Annotated in this window: 8 protein-coding genes; all 8 read right to left on the bottom strand. The window is 43.7% G+C overall.

The features are described 5' to 3' along the window. Positions 1 to 2 precede the first annotated feature (2 nt). The gene (locus ACFS6H_RS13755) at positions 3 to 2,867 is read right to left on the bottom strand and encodes a glycoside hydrolase family 2 protein (RefSeq protein WP_386099810.1); all 2,865 of its coding nucleotides are present in this window, start codon (positions 2,865 to 2,867) and stop codon (positions 3 to 5) included. Between the two features lie 248 nt (positions 2,868 to 3,115). Continuing rightward, positions 3,116 to 4,825 (bottom strand): RagB/SusD family protein, encoded by a 1,710-nt coding sequence (locus tag ACFS6H_RS13750; RefSeq protein ID WP_386099807.1) that lies wholly within the window; start codon positions 4,823 to 4,825, stop codon positions 3,116 to 3,118. A gap of 85 nt (positions 4,826 to 4,910) precedes the next feature. Beyond that, positions 4,911 to 8,060 (bottom strand): SusC/RagA family TonB-linked outer membrane protein, encoded by a 3,150-nt coding sequence (locus tag ACFS6H_RS13745; protein ID WP_386099804.1) that lies wholly within the window; start codon positions 8,058 to 8,060, stop codon positions 4,911 to 4,913. A 148-nt stretch (positions 8,061 to 8,208) separates the two neighbouring features. Further along, the gene (locus ACFS6H_RS13740) at positions 8,209 to 9,720 is read right to left on the bottom strand and encodes a fasciclin domain-containing protein (protein ID WP_386099801.1); all 1,512 of its coding nucleotides are present in this window, start codon (positions 9,718 to 9,720) and stop codon (positions 8,209 to 8,211) included. A gap of 168 nt (positions 9,721 to 9,888) precedes the next feature. Then, on the bottom strand, positions 9,889 to 11,538 hold the full coding sequence (locus tag ACFS6H_RS13735) for a fasciclin domain-containing protein (protein WP_386099798.1): 1,650 nt from the start codon (positions 11,536 to 11,538) through the stop codon (positions 9,889 to 9,891). A 15-nt stretch (positions 11,539 to 11,553) separates the two neighbouring features. Next, entirely contained in the window at positions 11,554 to 13,062 is a 1,509-nt protein-coding gene (locus ACFS6H_RS13730; protein WP_386099795.1) for a RagB/SusD family nutrient uptake outer membrane protein, read from the bottom strand. Between the two features lie 27 nt (positions 13,063 to 13,089). Then, positions 13,090 to 16,356 (bottom strand): SusC/RagA family TonB-linked outer membrane protein, encoded by a 3,267-nt coding sequence (locus ACFS6H_RS13725; RefSeq protein WP_386099792.1) that lies wholly within the window; start codon positions 16,354 to 16,356, stop codon positions 13,090 to 13,092. A 55-nt stretch (positions 16,357 to 16,411) separates the two neighbouring features. Beyond that, positions 16,412 to 18,655 carry a fasciclin domain-containing protein gene (locus ACFS6H_RS13720; protein ID WP_386099789.1) on the bottom strand — a complete coding sequence of 748 codons (2,244 nt, stop codon included), beginning with the start codon at positions 18,653 to 18,655 and terminating at the stop codon, positions 16,412 to 16,414. Between the last annotated feature and the right edge of the window lie 99 nt (positions 18,656 to 18,754).

Raw genomic sequence — 18,754 nt, 5'->3', positions numbered from 1 at the left:
TGTTAAAAAACCTCATCAACAACCGGCCGGCTGTAGGTTTCTTTTTTATTGCTTGTTTCGGGTGTACCAAAGTAAAAGAACAGGCTTCTTTTTATATTATTGGCCAAGACCGGTAATTGTCCCTGCGGCCCCAATACGGTTGTATTGTTATTAACACCCAAGGCCAGTTTTGTTCCAACTGCCGGGATCACATCCATAAAAGAGATATCCCCGGCGGGCAGATCGGGTGTACCTTTTACACCGGTTAAGCCATAAAAATTAAACAGGCGTATAAACAGGTCGGCTTCATTTGCCGCCACCAGGAAACTGCCTTCCACTGTATTGAACTGCATCCAGCTGATATCGCCATAGTAACCCTTGAACTCAGGGTACACCACCGGGCCGTACCCTGTTTGTGTATTATTGTATAGGTTAGTATACACCGATTTTTCCGTACCCTTTATCCTGTTACGCCATTGGCGGGCAGGACCCTTGCCCAGCCAGCTTGCAGAGAGTATGTAGTTTTCAGGATAGCTAAAGCTAATGCCTGCCATATTGTAGGCCGGCCCGGTATTGTTATATTCATATTGTAATTGCACCCAGCCCGAACGATAGATGGTCCAGGCAAGCTGTTGCATAGCACCGCCGGTAGTAAACTTCACGGTTATACTGTCTTCTGTTTGTTCAATGGCCACAGCCTTGATAGTATATTGCCCGTTAATTAACAGCGGTCCGTTATTGAAAGAGAGTTTTGCCGCTTTAGTATTTGTTACATCGGTAAGCCGCCCTGTTAGTTTATCAAGGGTTATGGTTATATCGGAGGCGGTTAGTTTTACCACAGAATCTGTTTGCTGTACTGTTATCTTTTGTGCTACTTTGGCTGTAAGTTCCTGAACCACCTCTTTTGTCACTAGAGAAGCAGGCTTTAACTGTATATGCCAGGTGTATATTTCTTTGCCGGCATTATCCTTCGCCTGTAACATAAGCGCATCGTATTGCTCATAGCCTGCGGGTAAAGACAAGGGCAATATACCCGTAGCCCCGGGTTTTATATCAGGAGCCGGTATGGTTCCTTTGTGTTGTACGGCAAAGACAGTATCGCTGGAACTAAAAGGTTTTATATAGTTAACCAGTTGCCAGCTAAAATTGCAGGCTTTCAGGTTGGTAAAATGATACCGGTTCTGCAGGGTTAACTGGTTTAGGTTTTTGTTCACCAGTTGTACCGGTGAGAAAATTTCCCTTAATGCATAGTAACTGCCTTCTTTTTCGCGGTAAGGCCCCAGGATGCCATCATTGGCATTCAGGCCATTTGCATCCAGCCGGTTGTTGAAGTCAGTACGCTGAATGGCTTCATCCACCATGGCCCATATAAATACGCCTCCGGAAACTTTACTGTTCCAGTGCAGCTCCCAGAAATCGTACATAGCCGCTCCTCCACCCCCATCATCCTGCGCATGTAACATTTCGGTAGGCATATAGATGAGCGTATCGTGCTGTAGTTTTTTTTTTGTGCTGTAGTAATCTTCGTAATGGTCCGTATCAATAAAATTGAATGCATTACCCGGCCGGTGGTGCGGATGGATGACAGGCCTTTGTGAGGGGTCCCATTTAGTAAAATGAGCGTCCAGTGATTTATTGGTACCACCTTCATTACCATTGGCCCAGAAGATAACGGAAGGATGATTACGATCACGCAATACCATTTCTTTTACCAGGGGTTCACCTGCTGCCGTACTGTAGGCTTTTTGCCAGCCCGCCAGTTCATTGATAACATAGATACCCAATGAATCGCAGTATTGCAGGAATTTTTTATCGGGCGGGTAGTGTGAACAACGCACCGCGTTCATGTTCATTTGTTTTAACAGCAGTACATCCTGCAGGCTAATGGCATCATTTAAGGTACGGCCGCTTTCGGGCCAGAAACAATGCCTGTTCACCCCTTTCATTTTTACCTGTGTTCCATTTACAAATATGCCCTGGCCTGGTTTTATTTCAATGGTGCGAAAGCCGAATTTTTCGTCGTGCCGGTATAATACCTTGCCTGCCTGTTTCAGCTGCAGTTTTACACTGTACAGGTATGGTGTTTCGCTGGTCCAGGTGAAGGGGTTGTTTATTTTTGTTTGCAGGGTAAATACGGAGTCCCTGTTATTGACCGGCGTTTGTATTTGCGTTACCAGTTTCCCTTTGGGATCATATAAGCTTGCCTGTAATTGATAAGCAGCCGTAAGATTTTTACCATCAACCCTGGCCGTAAACTCACCACCGGCAGTTGCCTGTATAGCTACATGCGCAATATTTGCTTTGGGTTTTATTTCCAGGTACACGGGCCGGTAAATACCACCGAATACCCAGTAATCGGCCAGACGTTCCGCATTGTTTACCGATTTATCGCTGCTCATTTTACTAACAATAACTTCCAGCTGGTTTTCTTTTCCCGGTAACAGTAAAGAACTGATATCATAAGCAAAACGGTAAAATGCACCCCGGTGAATACTGCCGGTTGATCTGCCATTTATTTTAACTTCAGTATCGGTCATACTTCCCTCGAAAACAATGGACACCTGTTTGTTTTTCCAGGAGGCGGGGACAAAGAATTTCTTTTTGTAAATACCTTCTTCATCATGAAAGCGGTAGTTTTTTCCAAAGGTTTTGTAATCGCGGCCATAGTTATAATTACCAAAGCCCTGCTGTTCCCAGCAGGAAGGCACCTGGATAGTTGTCCAGTAACCGCTTTTACGCCCACGGGTACAGTAGAAGTCCCAGGTTTTTGTATCACCAAAGCCGGTACCGGATAAGTACACCTGTTGGGCCTGTTGCGCCAATAGTATTTGCCCTGTTGTAATCAACAGCAACATAAAAAATATAGCAGGTCTTAATGTCTTCATCATAATAAATCCAGTAAATAATTATCCCTTATTGCCCGGCCCTTTTTTACTGCTGAAGGGCTGGCGGATGGAAGCGGTAGCTGGCTATGTGCGCTGGTTTGGTGCGGGGCAGCCACTACAAGCGTACAGCCGCATATGGGTTGATGGTTGTACTGCTGCCCGTAGCCCCAAAATAAAAATACGCAGCGCTGCTATTATTTTATTTCAATAGCAGCGCTGCGTAATAAAAAGATTATACTACAGGTTGCTTTTTAATACAACCGGAAAGGTAAGTACCAGTTATCTCTATTCATTAATTTGTTACGAACCGCTGCCGCCTGGCCATTGCCTTCGCGTAATAATTTTTGGTATACTTTATCGGCCAGGAAGGATGCATCGTTACGACGCAGGGCCACCCTTAAGAGGTCGGGCCAGCGTTTTCCTTCGTATGCCAGTTCCAGTGCCCCTTCCCTGATGATCTGGTTCTCTACAAAAATCACACTATCGGCAACAGAGCTCGTAGGAATGGTATCTGATTTTAACATGGCCCTGCCACGGATACCAATGTTACGATGCCATGGTCCGCGGTAAGTGGGTGTGTTAACGATCCTTGCATCAAAACGGTAAGGCTCCGGTGTTTGGTAGGTACTACCACCATTGATATTGATACCCGAGTTGGTAAGCGCATAGGCCAGGCGGGTATACCCGTCACGGTTGGCCGCTTCAGAGTATTCCAGGTTCATAGCCGCAGCACGGTATAATAACCATTTACCGTTTTTAGCCAAGGGATCAATAGGCTGGTAAGTATTCGGATCTAAATAGTTGTATAAATATTTTACTACTACCGGCTGACCATCTAATAGTTGCCAGGTGAATTTTTTACCGCGGGCATCATAAGGAAAATTATTTTTCTGTTCCTGGCTGTTCCAGTAATCAATAGCGAACTGCGAAGGTTTTAATAAGTATTTACCACCACGGTTAGAGAACAGGTCGATAAAAGGATTGGCAGGGGCAAAGTCTTTACTGAAAGGCAGGAACCAAACCCATTCCCAGTTAAAGATGGCATCCTGGCTACGGGCAAAGATAGAACGCCAGCCCTGCGTGTTGGTATTTACAAGAGCGTTCTCGTCCCACTCATAGTAACGGGTATAACCAACCGAGAGGTCATTGTGATCAATTACATCGGCATAACGGATGCGGTACTGATCATAACCGGTTGCACCAGCGCCATCTAATACCTCTTTAAATAATGTGGCAGCCTGCAGGTAGTTGTTTTTCCATAAATGCAGCTGTGCCAGTAATACTTTTTTATTGATGAAGAATTTTTCTGTATTCCAGCCATCCACCGTTGTTACCAGTGAAGTACCGGCAGGGTATTGCGCCAGGTAAGGCACATTGGTCAGATCGGCTATCAGGTTAGTTAACAATGCATCAAAAGATATTTTTGGTGCGTTGTTCAGGTTTCTTACATCTTTTACCGTTTCAATGGCATCGGTAACATAAGGTACAGCGCCAAAATGAATGCCCAGTTGCAGGTATACCCAGCTGCGCACGGCCATTACATCGGAGTAACGGGTGGAGTACTGCTCCAGGTTTAATTTATTTTGCTGCCGCATGCTGTTAAAATTTTTCAGCACATCATTGCAGGACAGTATCACTTCATAAAAAGGCCTGGGATTGGCATAGGCATTATTGGCCGTTACCCGGTGCTCATTGATCTCTACCAGGTCGTTGGAAGCATTGGCGGTAACACTGGTCAGATCGGCCCTTAATTCGTTTAATACCACATAAGTTTCCGACAGGTTCATCAGCTTACCATAGATACCCATGATAGCGGCATCCGCATCGTACACATTCTGGTACATGTTCTCGTCTACCAGTACATCGCCGGGTTTAACATCGAGCATTTTGTTACAGGATGAAACGCCTATAAAGAAGAAGCTTAATAAACCTACTAATTTCACAGTCTTAAACCGCTGCATATCGTTGTATTTTATCAAATGCCGTTGATACAATTTTACTTACCCATTGATCGCCGGCTAACAAAAAATTATTTTCAAACAAAAATTATAAACCCAGTCTTACACCCAGTTGTACTACTTTGTGTAATGGCTCCAGCATCATATCCACCCCTTGTCCGAACACACTGGATGTAGCATTAAATTCAGGATCGTAACCCTTGTATTTAGTTAAGGTAAATAAGTTATTACCGGTTACAGATACCGCCGCGTATTTTACAAAACCCGATTTTACAGGAATATTGTACACTACAGATAAGTTACGTAAACGGAAGTAAGAGCCATCTTCTATCCAGCGATCAGAGAAACGGGCATTACCCATGGGGTCGCCATAAGTAGCTTTAGGCATATCCGTTTGCTGGCCATCGTTTTTCCAGCGGTTCAGCACCGCTTCTGTCTGGTTAGCATAACCCGACATGGATTCCAGCATGCGGCGCGGATAGTTATAAATATCATTACCCTTTACAAAGGTGAACAGGGCTGATAAGGTTATATTTTTCCAGGTTACATTGGCATAAGCGCTTCCCACAAAATCAGGATTAGGATTACCAATTACCTGCCTGTCGGCATCATCAATGATCTTGTCATTGTTCAGATCAGCAAAATGAATGTCACCACCGGTGAACGGTCTTAAACTTCCATCGGCATTGCGGATACTTAAACCACTTGCTGCTGCGGCCGCATTGCTTTCAAACACCCCATTTGATTTGTAACCGTAGAATAGATTGGGAGCCCCTCCTACCTGGGTTAAATAAGTAGCGCCGGCAAAGTCGGTCTTAATATTATCACCCGGTAGTCTGGTAATACTTGCTTTATATTTTGAAATGGTTACGCCCAGGTCAACCCGCAGGTCTTTTGTATATATGGGGCTGCCGTTAACCGCCAGTTCCCATCCTGTATTTTTTAAGGCGCCGGAGTTGGTAACGATATATGATAAACCACTGATAGTTGGTGCATTTTCGTAAACGATCATGTTTTTAGTGTGGTTACTGAACAGGTCGAAACTTACACTTAAACGTTCTTTCAGGAAAGCCGCATCCAGGCCTACGTTAAATTTTTCCACGGTTTCCCATTGTAAGGCGGCATTACCGGCATTGCCACGTACCAGGCCCTGCATGCCTAACAGGTTTTGCGAGGTATAGTATTTACGGGCAGTATAATCACCAATATCATCATTACCGCTTAAACCATAAGAGGAACGCAGTTTAAACATTTCCAGCCAGGATACACCAGACAGAAATTTTTCAGAAGATAATAACCAGGCCGCGGAAACAGATGGCATAAAGGCATAACTGTTATCGCCGATCTTAACGGCATTGTTTTCCGCATCCTTGCCAAACCTGGAGGAGCCATCCAACGCGGCATTCACACCCAGGAAGTATTTCTGGTTGTAACCATACTCAACGTTTAAGTAATTATTGATCCAGTTATAACCACCCAGGCTGCCACCGATCCGGCGTAAGGAATTTAGACCAAAGCCCACACCTTTCATCTGGTCGGTAGCCGAGTTATAACCACGTCCGTAATCCTGTTCGGTTTTGCTGGTAATATAACGGTTACCCAAACGTACTGTTAAACGGTGCGCTTTATTAAACAACCTGTCATAAGTTAAACGGGCATCGTTGGAGATATTGAACAGCCTTAATACCTGTGCACCTGAACGGTTAAAAACAACCGCATTATCCAATGTATCAGGCACCACACCCAGTGAAGGAATAAAAAACTCCTCCCTGTATTTGTCCATGGTAATGGCCAGGGTATTGCTAAAGGATAAATATTTAGAGAACTTATAGTCCAGCACCAGTGAACCTAAGAAACGATAGTATTTGGCAGTAGCGGTAGCATCTGAGGTCAGTACTCCCGGGTTACTTACACCAAATATATCACTGTCCGCAAAACTGGGCGATTCCACACCGGCATCACTCACGGCTCTTACCGGTAAGAAAGGAGGTTTTACCAGGGCCGCCTGTAAGGGATTGATCTTTTGGTTAATGCCGGTAAGGGCAACCGTCTGGTCATTAAATGTATACGCAATATTTGATTTAGCAGTTAGTTTAGGGCTGATATTAAAGTCGGCATTGAAACGCATATTGTAACGGGACAGTTTGGTACTGTTATCGATAATACCTTTATTATTCAAAAAGCCCATGGTCAAACCATACATGGCAATATTATCACCACCGGTTACTTTCAGGTACCCGTTTTGTCCCGAGCTGGCCGATAGCACCTGTTTTTGCCAGTTGGTATTATAATGGTAACGTTTGTAATCAGCAGATGCAGGATCATCACTCATAAACGGCATACCCGCAATATCCGCACTGGTATATCCGGCTGATTGTAACATTTCGGATAAATAGCTCCTGAAATCCGAAGCCTTCATTACCGGCAGTGTTTGCGGTGCAAAGTTTACATTGCCATATACACCCGCATCAATTTTGGTAGCCTGCTGCGAGGTCCTGGAAGTATTGATAACAATTACACCGTTAGCACCTTTGGTACCATAAGTAGAGTAACCATCTTTAATTACACTGATATTGTCAATATCGCGGATATCAATAAAGGACATGGGGTTATTGGTATAACCGGACAACATGGAAGGCGCAAACTCATGGTTGTCATAGATCACATTGTCCACTACGACCAAAGGTTGCGTAGTAGCATATAAAGAATTCAGGCCCCTGATATAAGTATTGGCGCCGGCATTGGCTGTTCCGGAACGCCTGATAATATTTACACCCGATACCCTGCCCTGTAACCAGGCATCGCCTGTTTCAGGCAGTGAATTCCAGTTACCACCTGTATTTACCGAGTTAACGGCTTGTGAGTTAAACAACAGCGGCCTGGCTTCAAAAGCATTATAGGTATTGCCATATACCGATTTAAAGCCTTCTTCATAAATCTCTACCTGCAATTCCTGTTTTCCGTTCAAAGGAATATATTTAGCCTGGTAACCCTCCCCTTCTACCAGCAGCGTAACATTGGGCCCGGGCACTTTAATACTAAAGCCACCGGCCGTATCGGTCAATGCCGCTGCAATATTCAGGTAAGTAATATTAATGCCGGTAACAGGTTTTTTAGTAGCCGCATTCACTACCCTGCCTTTCACACTGAATTCGTTGCTATTGCCCTGAGCAAAGATGAATAAGCCTGCAGTTAACGCTACGAGTAACAGAAATGCCGATTTTGTAATAGGCTTCATTTTAATTCTTATTTTATTACGCTTCATTCCAAAACTTATATTAATAACCTGAGCCGGTTAATTTTTTATTGTGCGGGCAGCAGTACCCTGATCAACAACTGTTGCGACGCTCCCTTCAGCTATACCAATGCTGCTGAACAGTATGTTCCTATTCAAAAACCGGGACCAGCTTTATATAGTCCAGGCTAAGGTGAAAAGGAGCAGCTGTATTGGCCACCAAAAACATTTTTGTGGTAGCCGGTGTAACCTGGTTACCCGATCCGGATAGATAGGGAATCTTATAATCGTATTTGTCGTTTATATAATCGCCGATATATATTTCCTCATATTTATTTGGCTCTACATTCCTGTAAGCAAAAGTGGCAGAAGTAATGGTATCCATTACCAGTTTTTGCTGAAAGGCTGTTAAACTTCCGTACGAGTTATTATCGTTATCTGTTTTAGCCGTATAATCATTCAGAGCTACCCAATAAACCTTGTATTTCATGGTATACACCTGGTTAGACAGGTAGGATATGTAATTGGCACTTCCTGTTGTTTGTATAAACAGGTCGTTAAAATTTAATCCTGTTAAAGGATTGTAGCGCTCACGGTAATACCTTCTTCCATTGGCAGAACTGAAGCTGTAAGGATGCTCACCTTCTACCACGGCCGGTTTTATTTTCTCCTCCAGTGCGGGTTCGCAGGCATTTAAAATATATACTATCCCGTTACTCATTTTATGGGTAGCTATTATTGCAGCCTGGCTCAGGGGAAGTTTTGCACCGGATGTAGCCATTACTTCTGCCGGTAAATTACCGGGGTTAACATAACCGCTTACTACCAGGTCTTTTACTACAGTCCAGGCAGCATTGGTATCTGTTATAGTCGTTTCATCACTTTTAAAATAAGGCGCTACCCTTGCCTTCTCACTGTTATAAGCCGGATTGGCCAGTATAAAATAGGTATACACGCTGTCTTCCTTTGTAAGATCAGCTATTCTATCTTTAAAGCGGTTATCCGTTACCATACCGGTACCCGGTACATAAATGGTTTCGCCCGTAAACGGGTCAATACCCTGCACTTCGGCCAGCGCAGGATCCTGGCGCAGGAAGGACAGAGAACTGATAAATTCGTTTTGCCGGTAAGTTGTTTTAGTACTCTCCAGGTATTCCCATACGGTAGGCAAAGGCGCCACCACTGCATTAATAATATGCAGTACACCGTTTTTAACCGCCACATCTTTGGAGGTCAGTGTTGCATCGTCCAGTTTGGTATTATAAAAATATACCCTTTTACCGTTCAGCATCGGCACCCGGATACTATCCACCGCATCACGCGTAAAAAATAACTGCTCGGCAATAAAGTTGGACAAATATTTTTTCAACTCATCGTTGTTGTTCACCACCGTAGCAGGAATAGCAGCCATGGCTGTATTATCCGGTGCCCATACCGTATAGGTTTTTGAACTGTTTAATAAAACATCCAGGCCTGTGCGTTTAATATAATCCAGGAAAACAGAAAGATTGGCTTGTTTGGCAATTTCCTGCACCAGGGTTTCATCAGACTTCGGATCGTTGGTAGCTATATGATCATCCCATTTTTTACAACCTGTAAAAAACAGAACAGCCAGAAACAATGCAGCAGTAAAAAAAGTATTCAACTTAAAGCGTGTCATCATAATATATTTTAAGCCATTATACACACATTGTAACAGGCCTGTATCATCAAACAAAAACTATGGATCTATGGTTGTCTGTTAAAAACTACCTATACAACAACTAAACTATTATTATAAAAAGGTAGTTGCCGTCGCTATTGTTTAAGCAACTACCTTTTAGTTTTATATCTATTCGTACACATAGGTACCCTCATCACTGAAACGGGGCCATATCTGGTTTTGTGTAATAGGAATAAAGTGTATCATATCCACATTATTGGTAGCGCAGGTCCCTGATACCAGGTCAAGTCGAAACGTCTGGCGACCGGTAGTTGCAATATCAACAATACCTACCATGCGGCCGGCAGCATAGCCTGCAGCAGGAATTTTGTATGATTTCCACCCTAATGCTTCCTGTGCAGCATCCCTGGCCAGGTCAACCGTTGCATTCTTGGTTGAAAACTGGATTAAGGCACTTGTTAAAGGTGTTCCATTCACACTGGCCTGTACCAGGTTGGTGCAGGAGCCTTCCTGGCGATAACATACCCATACTTTGTAACGACCTTTAACCAGTAAGGGGGTTTTGAATTCATACCATGAGCCGCCGCCGCTTGCGTTAAAGAACAGTTGTAAATAATCTTTATTAAAGCCATTTTTATTTGCCTGGTATCTTAAACGGCCCTTTTCCCATTTAATATCCTGTATGGTATTACCATCGCCATATTCAAAATAATATTCGGCCTTTCTATAAAAATTGGTCAAACGCATCAGTTCCGGGAACATGGCCACATCCCAGTAAACAGGAAAAGGCGAACGTTGCTTCATGGGAAAATGCACGGTAGCTACATGTACTACACCATTGGTAGCCGATAAATCGCTGGCGCTACGTGCTATGGGTGCACCTGGCTCATGAACCCCGTTAAAATTATCGTCGTTAATCAATACCTCTTTATTCACCACTTTATTGGTAATTACTTCCAGTGGCGCCATGGTTGCATGAGACCCGGCCATTACTATATCTGCCAGGTATTTGATATCGGGCAGAATATGGTAGGCAACATAGAGGTATAAACTATCGGTAACAGTAGTAGGATTACCGGTATTATTATAACGTGCTTTTAAATCGGCATAGCTATTGTATCCTGCATCCTGCAGGGCTTTGTTATTTTCAGCTATCACCGTGTACCAGCCCTCTGTAAGACCGGTGGGCAACTTATTCAATTTATCATACCAGCCGGTTTCTTTCATGGCCTGGGTAAAAATTGACAGGTCAGCATTGCCTTCTACAATCTGGGCCACAGTTTGCCTGGATGGTTGCAGCACATTATTGATCACCTGTATAACACCATTCCCCACTTTTACATTCGGTGTTTTCAGCAAAGCCTGGCGGTTAATATTATATAACGATGAACCCTCCAGGTTTTCAACACTGGTAGTCAGGTATTGACCATACATGGTAATGGCCGGAAGTTTACCATCGGTAAAGGCACTGCTGATCACTTCCTCTTCCAGTAAATGGAATTTTAATAAGTCTTTACACTCCGCATCGGTCAGTTGCTCTACAGATCCTTTACCGGTTGCCGTTAAATAGGTTTTAACAGCCTCATCGGTTGGCGCAAAAAAAGTGTAGGTTCCATAAGCATTTAAAAAAGCATTATACCCGGCTTTATCAATGATTTTAACAATGCTGGAGAACAGGGTATCGTTTTGTTTTAAATACTGGTACAGGTTAACATCATCGGTGGTAGCCGATACGATGTTGGCTTTTTTACAATTACTTGTAAACAAAGCCACCGAAAGTAGCAAGACCGCTACATAAAATGGAGTGAATCTTTTCATAACAAGCGTTTTAGATTATCGGTAAAAGGGGTTTTGTATTAATTGTTTATTGGTCTGGATCTCATATTCGTAGATCGGGAAGAAATGACTGTACGGATCATCCATTTTTGCCTGCGCCGATACCACCATATTGGCCGGAACAGTAGAAGCCACCAGGTCCTTTAAAATACTCAGGTTCCCGCTTCTTCTTGCATTTCTCAACAGGTCATACCACCGTTTTCCTTCGTACATAAACTCCCTGGACCTTTCATTCAGGATGAACATGGATACACCATGGGCATCGTTTACGGGCGGCGCTTCATCTGTGGCCGGTAATGCCCGGGCCCTTGTCCTTACATTGTATACAATATCCAGGGCCTGCTGCAGGTCATTGCCATTGGCCCTTTGTGCCAAAGCTTCGGCTTTAATGAGTAATACATCTGCATACCGGTAAAATATCCAGTTGGCATAGGATTCATCCAGTGCCCGCAGGTCATCATAGTTACGGCCTACATATTTCCAGATAGTACTCGTAGAAGCCTGTACAGAAGCACCGTCACCACGTATATCGCGGGTGGTATCCGAACTGGCATCCGTGGTATACACCGCATCCATTACTTTCTGCGCAGCAATAAATCTTTTATTACCTACCGCGAACATGGAGTAAAAAGGATTTAATTTTTGCACATTGAATTGTAGTTCAAAAATAGACTCAACCGAGTTACCTACTACATATAACGAATTAAACCATCCGCCCAGCGAGCCCTGTACCAGGCCAAACCTGCGGGAGTCGATTACTTTATTAGCTGCTTCTATGGCAGCAGGATAGTTACTGCTCCATAATAACACATCTGCCTGGATAGCATTAACGGCATACCGGGTAATGCGGCCTTTATCAGTAATATTATTACCATAAGTAAGTACTGCTTTTGATTCGGCCTCGCTCAGATCCTTTAATATCTGGGCGATCACCACTTCTTCCGTACTCTTTGGCAGCATAACAATTTCATCGTCACTGGTGGTCGGATCAAGTTTCAGCGGCACTTCTTTAAAACTTCTCACCAGGTAGAAATACATTAAAGCACGAAGCGTCTTCACCTCCGCCATCCAGGCATCCAGTTGCTCCTGGGTAAAAGTATTATCCAACCCTCTCACCGCCGGTGCAAAACGCAATACGGTATTACAGTAGTTAATGGTCCTGTATATGGGACGCCAGTTGGTAATGGTATTGGCCGCTGTTGTATTCACGTTCATGATCTCGAACTCATTATCCCTGGTACCCAGGAAAGAGGCCAGCATATCGGCCCTTAATTCGCCCCACAGGAAAAAAAGCTCTGCAGGCGCATGCGTATCGCCCCCGGAAGGAGAACCTAATAAAGACGCATAACAGCCAACCACAGAAGCTTCCACATCTTCCTTGGTCTTCCAGAAGTCTTCGCGGATAATGCCGTCGTTTGGCTTCAGGTCCATCCATTTTTTACAGGAACCCAAAAAGGCTGTAAGCGCAAATAAAACAATAATATATTTCAGTCTGTTGAGTAACATTTCAACTCGGTTTTTAAATTTTCAATATTAGAACGCTGTCATTAAACCCAGGGTGATCATTCGCACCGGCGGCGTTAAAGAGTTATCTGTTGCCACCCTGAAAGGATCACTACCCTGTACACTTACTTCCGGGTCCTGTCCCCTGTAACGGGTAAATGTCATAATATTTTCAACAGTGATATAGGCACTCAGGCTTTTCATTTTCCACTTATCCGTTGTTTTTTTAGGCACGTTATATCGCAGTGTCGCTGTACGGAAACGCAGGAAAGAGCCATCCTCTACATAACGGTCGCTACCCAGCCAGTTGTACCCGGTCTGGTATAAGGCACGGGGAATATCCGTTACATCACCTTCCTGTTTCCAGCGCCTTAATACGGCTGTACTCTGGTTGTCGTAACCATACATATTGGTGCCGTTCATTTCGGTACCGTTGATAATATCATAGTCATAACGGAAGTTGAAGAAGGTCCTGAAACTCCAGGTATTTTTATAGCTTACATTGATACCAAAACCACCGGTGAACATGGGGTTACTGTTACCCAGGTACACAATGTCCATATGGTTTATATTACCGTCATTATTCAGGTCCTCGTACATAGCATCCCCTGGCTGGAAAACATAATCGGTACCGGGATAGTTAAAGCGCATGTACACTACCTGGCCGTTAGGGCCAATGATCGGGTCACCCTTGGAGTCGCGGGCAATGGTAGATTCTTTATCTGTATATACGCCTTTGAATTTATAGCCATAGAAAGAGCCGAAAGGATTGTTCACCTGCATGTAGGTTAAGTAATTACCATTTACGGTAACATTACCTCTTTCAATAGGATAGTATTCTGATATCTCACGGATCATATTCACATTCCTCGAGATATTGAAATTCACATCAACCGTCCACAGCTTGGATTTATAGGGTGTGGTTTGAATAGCTAATTCCCAGCCCTGGTTATCCATGGTACCCACATTCATATTCACGGCATTGAAACCATTGATACCACCGATCTGTAAACCATTGAAGAAAAGATCTTTGGTCCTGTTACGGTAAACCTCAAAGTCAACACCAATACGGTTTTTAAACATCGATAAGTTGGCGCCGAAGTTATAACCATGCACGGTTTCCCAACGCAGGTTGTTCAACTGCATACTGGAAGGATAGATAGCCGATTGACCCATATAATCCCAGTCAAAAGTGCTGTAGGTATTATAAAAATTATAATCGTTTTTAGGCGCATTACCTACCTGGCCGTAACTGGCCCTGAAACTCAGGTCATCAATATATTTCTGCCAGGGTAACATGAATTTTTCCGCAGAAGCTCTCCAGCGACCGGAGAAAGAAGGGAAAATACCAAAGCGGTTTTTTGTGGCCAACCTCGAAGTAGCATCACCCCTTAAACCGATGCTTACAATATACCTGTCATCATAACCATACTGGCCGTTCAGGGTTGCACCCAGGGTCCTGGTCTGCACGGTACGGGCCGATAAGTTAGAGTTGCTGCCATTGGGCCTGCCGGGGTTAGAAGGATCTGTCAGGTTAGAAGAAGCCGTATTGGACAACCTCGACTGGAAGGCAATACTTTTATTATCATAAGTCATCCAGTTCAGTAAACCGGAAAAAGTATGTTTTGGGTTTTTAATTTCAGGTGTGTAGATCAGCATGGACTTGGTCTGTACGTTGAAGCCATCATTATCACCATCATAAGCCAGGTTCACTACCGCCTCTGTCCACGGACGGCCGGTGGCTACCTGCGGCAGGAAGGTTTTGTTCTTGGTATTGCTGATATCGAACTGCACATCCACGGTGGCATTTAATACACGGGGTATAATGCTGTACTGGATATTGAATTTAGGTGTTACCCTTTCTGTTAAGATATTATTGGTTGCCACCGATGACATGGCCACCGGGTTATAGGTACCTGAATACTGCCCCTGGATATTTTGCATCGGGGAAAAGTAGTTGGGCGTAAGATTACCAAATTCATCATACTCATAAATGCTCATGTTCGGCATTTTGATATAGGCGATCTTTCTTACCTGGTCGGTATAGTTACGGTTGTTAACAGAATGCGCAAAGGCAACGTCTGTCCTGATCTTAATACGTTCAGAAATATTGTAGTCAAGGTTGATACGGCTGGTGATCCTGTTAAGATCGGTACCAACAGTGATACCTTTATTATTCAAAAAGCCGAAGGAAGCATAATATCTTGCTTTTTCACCACCACCGGTGATAGAAACGTTGTGATCCTGTACAATACCGTTACGGTTAATGGCATCTATCCAGCTGGTATTGTTGCTGTAGTTATTATACCAGTAAGGATCATTGGGATCAAATTTAAATTCGTTTACCGATTGTGAGTTCAGCGGCACACCGTTACGGTTCATATATGCTTCGGGTATCAGTGTTGAATATTCATCACCCGTAAGCATAGGAATAGGTTCTGCTTTTAAAGAAAGACTTCCCCTGAAGTTATAACCGATAGATGGTTTACCCCGGGTACCGCGTTTTGTATTGATCACCAGTACACCACTGGCAGCCCTGGAACCCCAGATAGCTGTTGCAGCAGCATCTTTTAAAATGGTAATATCCTTAATATCGGTAGGTGCAATATTTAATAAAGCCGCATAGCCCTGGTCATCGGCTGTTCCAAAGTTAAAGTCAGAGGGGATCTGGGTTTCAAAAGGCATACCGTCCACAACGATCAGCGGTTGTGTGCTGGAGTTAATGGAAGAGGTACCCCTGATCCTGATCTGCATACCGGCACCGGGGTCGCCGGAGTTGGCAGCAATATCCACCCCACTCATACGTCCCTGTAAAGCCTGGTCAATAGAAGTGGCCTGCATTTCTTCCAGGTCTTTTGCATTTATTTTAACCGCGGCAGTTGTCATATTGCGCTCAGCGATCGGCAACATACCATTATCCACTCTCCTTCTGCCTACTACCACTACTTCATCAATATCTTTTGAGCCCTGTTCCAGTGAAACATTAAAAACACGCTTGGTACCTATTTTTACGTTCTCTACAGACTGGTGACCAATTACCGAAAAAGAAAGTGTATTGTTCACATTGGTAATGGTAATAGAAAAGTTACCGTCCACATTGGTATTCACACCTTTTATGATACGTTTCTCGCTGTCCACCTCCGTTACCGAAACACCATCAAGCGGTTTATTGTTTTTATCTGTTACTTTACCCGTTATCGTAACTGCAGACTGGGCAACCGACCTTATCGCAGCAAACTGCAGGGCCATTACCAATCCTACTAACAGAAAAAAACGTTTTGAAATAAACTTAAACATACAGCAGTTATATAAATAATTTACAGATATCGTTGTTAGGTTTTACTAATTACAGTTAAGGCTTTAAATAATTATCCAGCAAGTGAATAACCGCCATGTTGGACAGGATATTACTTTGTGCGGTGATCACATTGGCCACCCTGTTATGCTGATCCACTACCTGCATATCGTTCGGTGCATTATACACGGTAAGTCTTAAACCGTTACCCAATGCATTCTTCAATACCGATTCAACCACGCCATCCACCTGTCCGTCGGGAATAATGGACCGGTTATTAATAAAGTGATATAAAATAAAGTTGGCTATTTTCAGTTTATCTTCCGGTGAACTAGGGTTAAAAGTAGGGGCACCCGTAGTTACATTACCGGGTATCACACCATCTCTTACCGCCTGCATTACCGCTGCATTCCTGGGTACGAGTATGGTATAAAAACTACCCACAATACCTGCGATCGCATTGGTGGTTTGTGTAAACACGCTCGATGTGTTCAGTAAGGTCCAGAAATAGTTATACTCCGAAGTAGCAGGTGTACCCAGCTGGCGGATATGGAAGCCCACAGGGTTGCTACTGGCACTGGGCAGGTTATTGAGGTAATATACTTTACCGTTAACCGCGGTAGCACTGCTGTCTACATGCGCCCATTTACCAAAATCACGTAAACCACCTGTTTGTATAGAATAGTTGTCAAACCTGATATATTCTCCTTCGGTTCCGTTCTCACCCGATTTTACCACACCAGTTCCGGAAAGATCATCGAGCATGTTGCGGTAAGGTGTCTGGAATACACAGGACCTAACGAGCCTTGACAAGGCATCAAACACGCCATTGGAGCTGGTACCGGAAGAAGTTGTTCTGCTCCAGGTATTACTGGTGAGGTTATAACTATATCCTGAGTCGGCAAATACTTTATCCGGTATCAGGAACATGGTAACAGGGATAGTAGGTTGAGATACCATGATCTTTAAGCCGGTAGCTTCCAGTATCCTGGTCATGAACTGGTACTTATTATCCAGGTAAGCTTTTCCAAAAACAGTTCTGAAAGCATTTGGCTCCATTACCTTGTTCACCCCATACACAATACCATTACTTAAAAACTGTTTATCAAATACATCCGTTGCGGGGTCAAACCTTGCTTCCTCACCGGCATTATTACGGGTGCTGGCAAATTGTGTAGGCCATACGGCTGTTGGGAATAAATGCGAGTTTAAAAAATCAGCGATGATCTGTATCGGCATTGCATCCAGTGAGGGATAGTGCTGGCACAGTACCGTGTTCACATAGTTAGATACCGCTTCATTACGCGGAATGAACATGGTCCAGCAATCCTTCTGCCCGTCATTATCTTCCAGCTTCAGATGATTTTCATTATTAGGAGAAAAGGTAAGCAGGTTAGAATACACTTTAATGAATACAGAGTCAGTGGTTTTAGATACCAGGCGGTACCTGGCCGTAGCTTCCGGGCTGTAGGTAAAGGTTACCATATTGTTCAGGTATAACCTGTTCAGCATGGCTTTGAATACGCTATACTCCGGTTTGGAACGGATATATTCATCAATGCTCAATAACGGAGTGATCACTTTGTCTACTTCATGAATAATACCATTCTCCGCAGGAATATCTTTATTTACCACATTGGCCTGGGCTACGTTAAAACCTGAATAAGTGCTGTTGGGATAAAAATAATTATAGTCAGTAGCAGACAGGTTATGTGCCGCAAAGAAGTCATCAATGAAGTAAGGAATATGTTTATTGTTATAATCAGCCGGGGCATATCCTATGCTGGCGGCAGTAGTATTGCGGTTATTAGCCAGGGCTACAAAAGTACGGTTGTTAATGCCGGTATCTTTATAAAAACCGGTATAATAAGCCGTACGGCGGCGAAAGGCCGAAGAAGGCTGCCAGCCTGCATTGGCACTGGCAGTAGCCTGGTAATCATCCAGTCTTTCTTTTTTGTAGGAGTTGTACACCAGTAAAAACTGGATCATATTCCTGGCTGTAGAAGAATCAATGGCCTCTACCCCACTGATACCCCTGTCAGTAAAGAAAGTTTGAAAGGCATTATCGTTAGGCGCAAAAAAGGTCCAGTAACCTGCACCGCTTAAAGTTTGTTTATATCCCGATTTATCGATCAGCTTTACCAGGTGCTGAAAATTACCCCTGCTTACCAGTTGCTGGTAAATAGGATCGGCCAGGTTATCAGGACGCCCATAATATTCATCAAATGCTTTTTTACGGCAGGCAGTAAACAGTACCGATGCTACAGCAAACAATAATAGAGAACAGCAGAACCTCTTCATATTTTATTTATGTTTTGGCTTCTTTCAAGCCAGGTATTTTTTTAAACTACTACAACATATTTATCAGCGGGTAAACAAAAGCAGTTAGCGCTTGTTACC

Source organism: Terrimonas rubra, assembly GCF_042686025.1.
Taxonomy (GTDB): Bacteria; Bacteroidota; Bacteroidia; order Chitinophagales; family Chitinophagaceae; genus Terrimonas; species Terrimonas rubra.
Note: the sequence above shows the minus strand (reverse complement) of the source record. Positions and strands in the feature narration are given on the sequence as shown.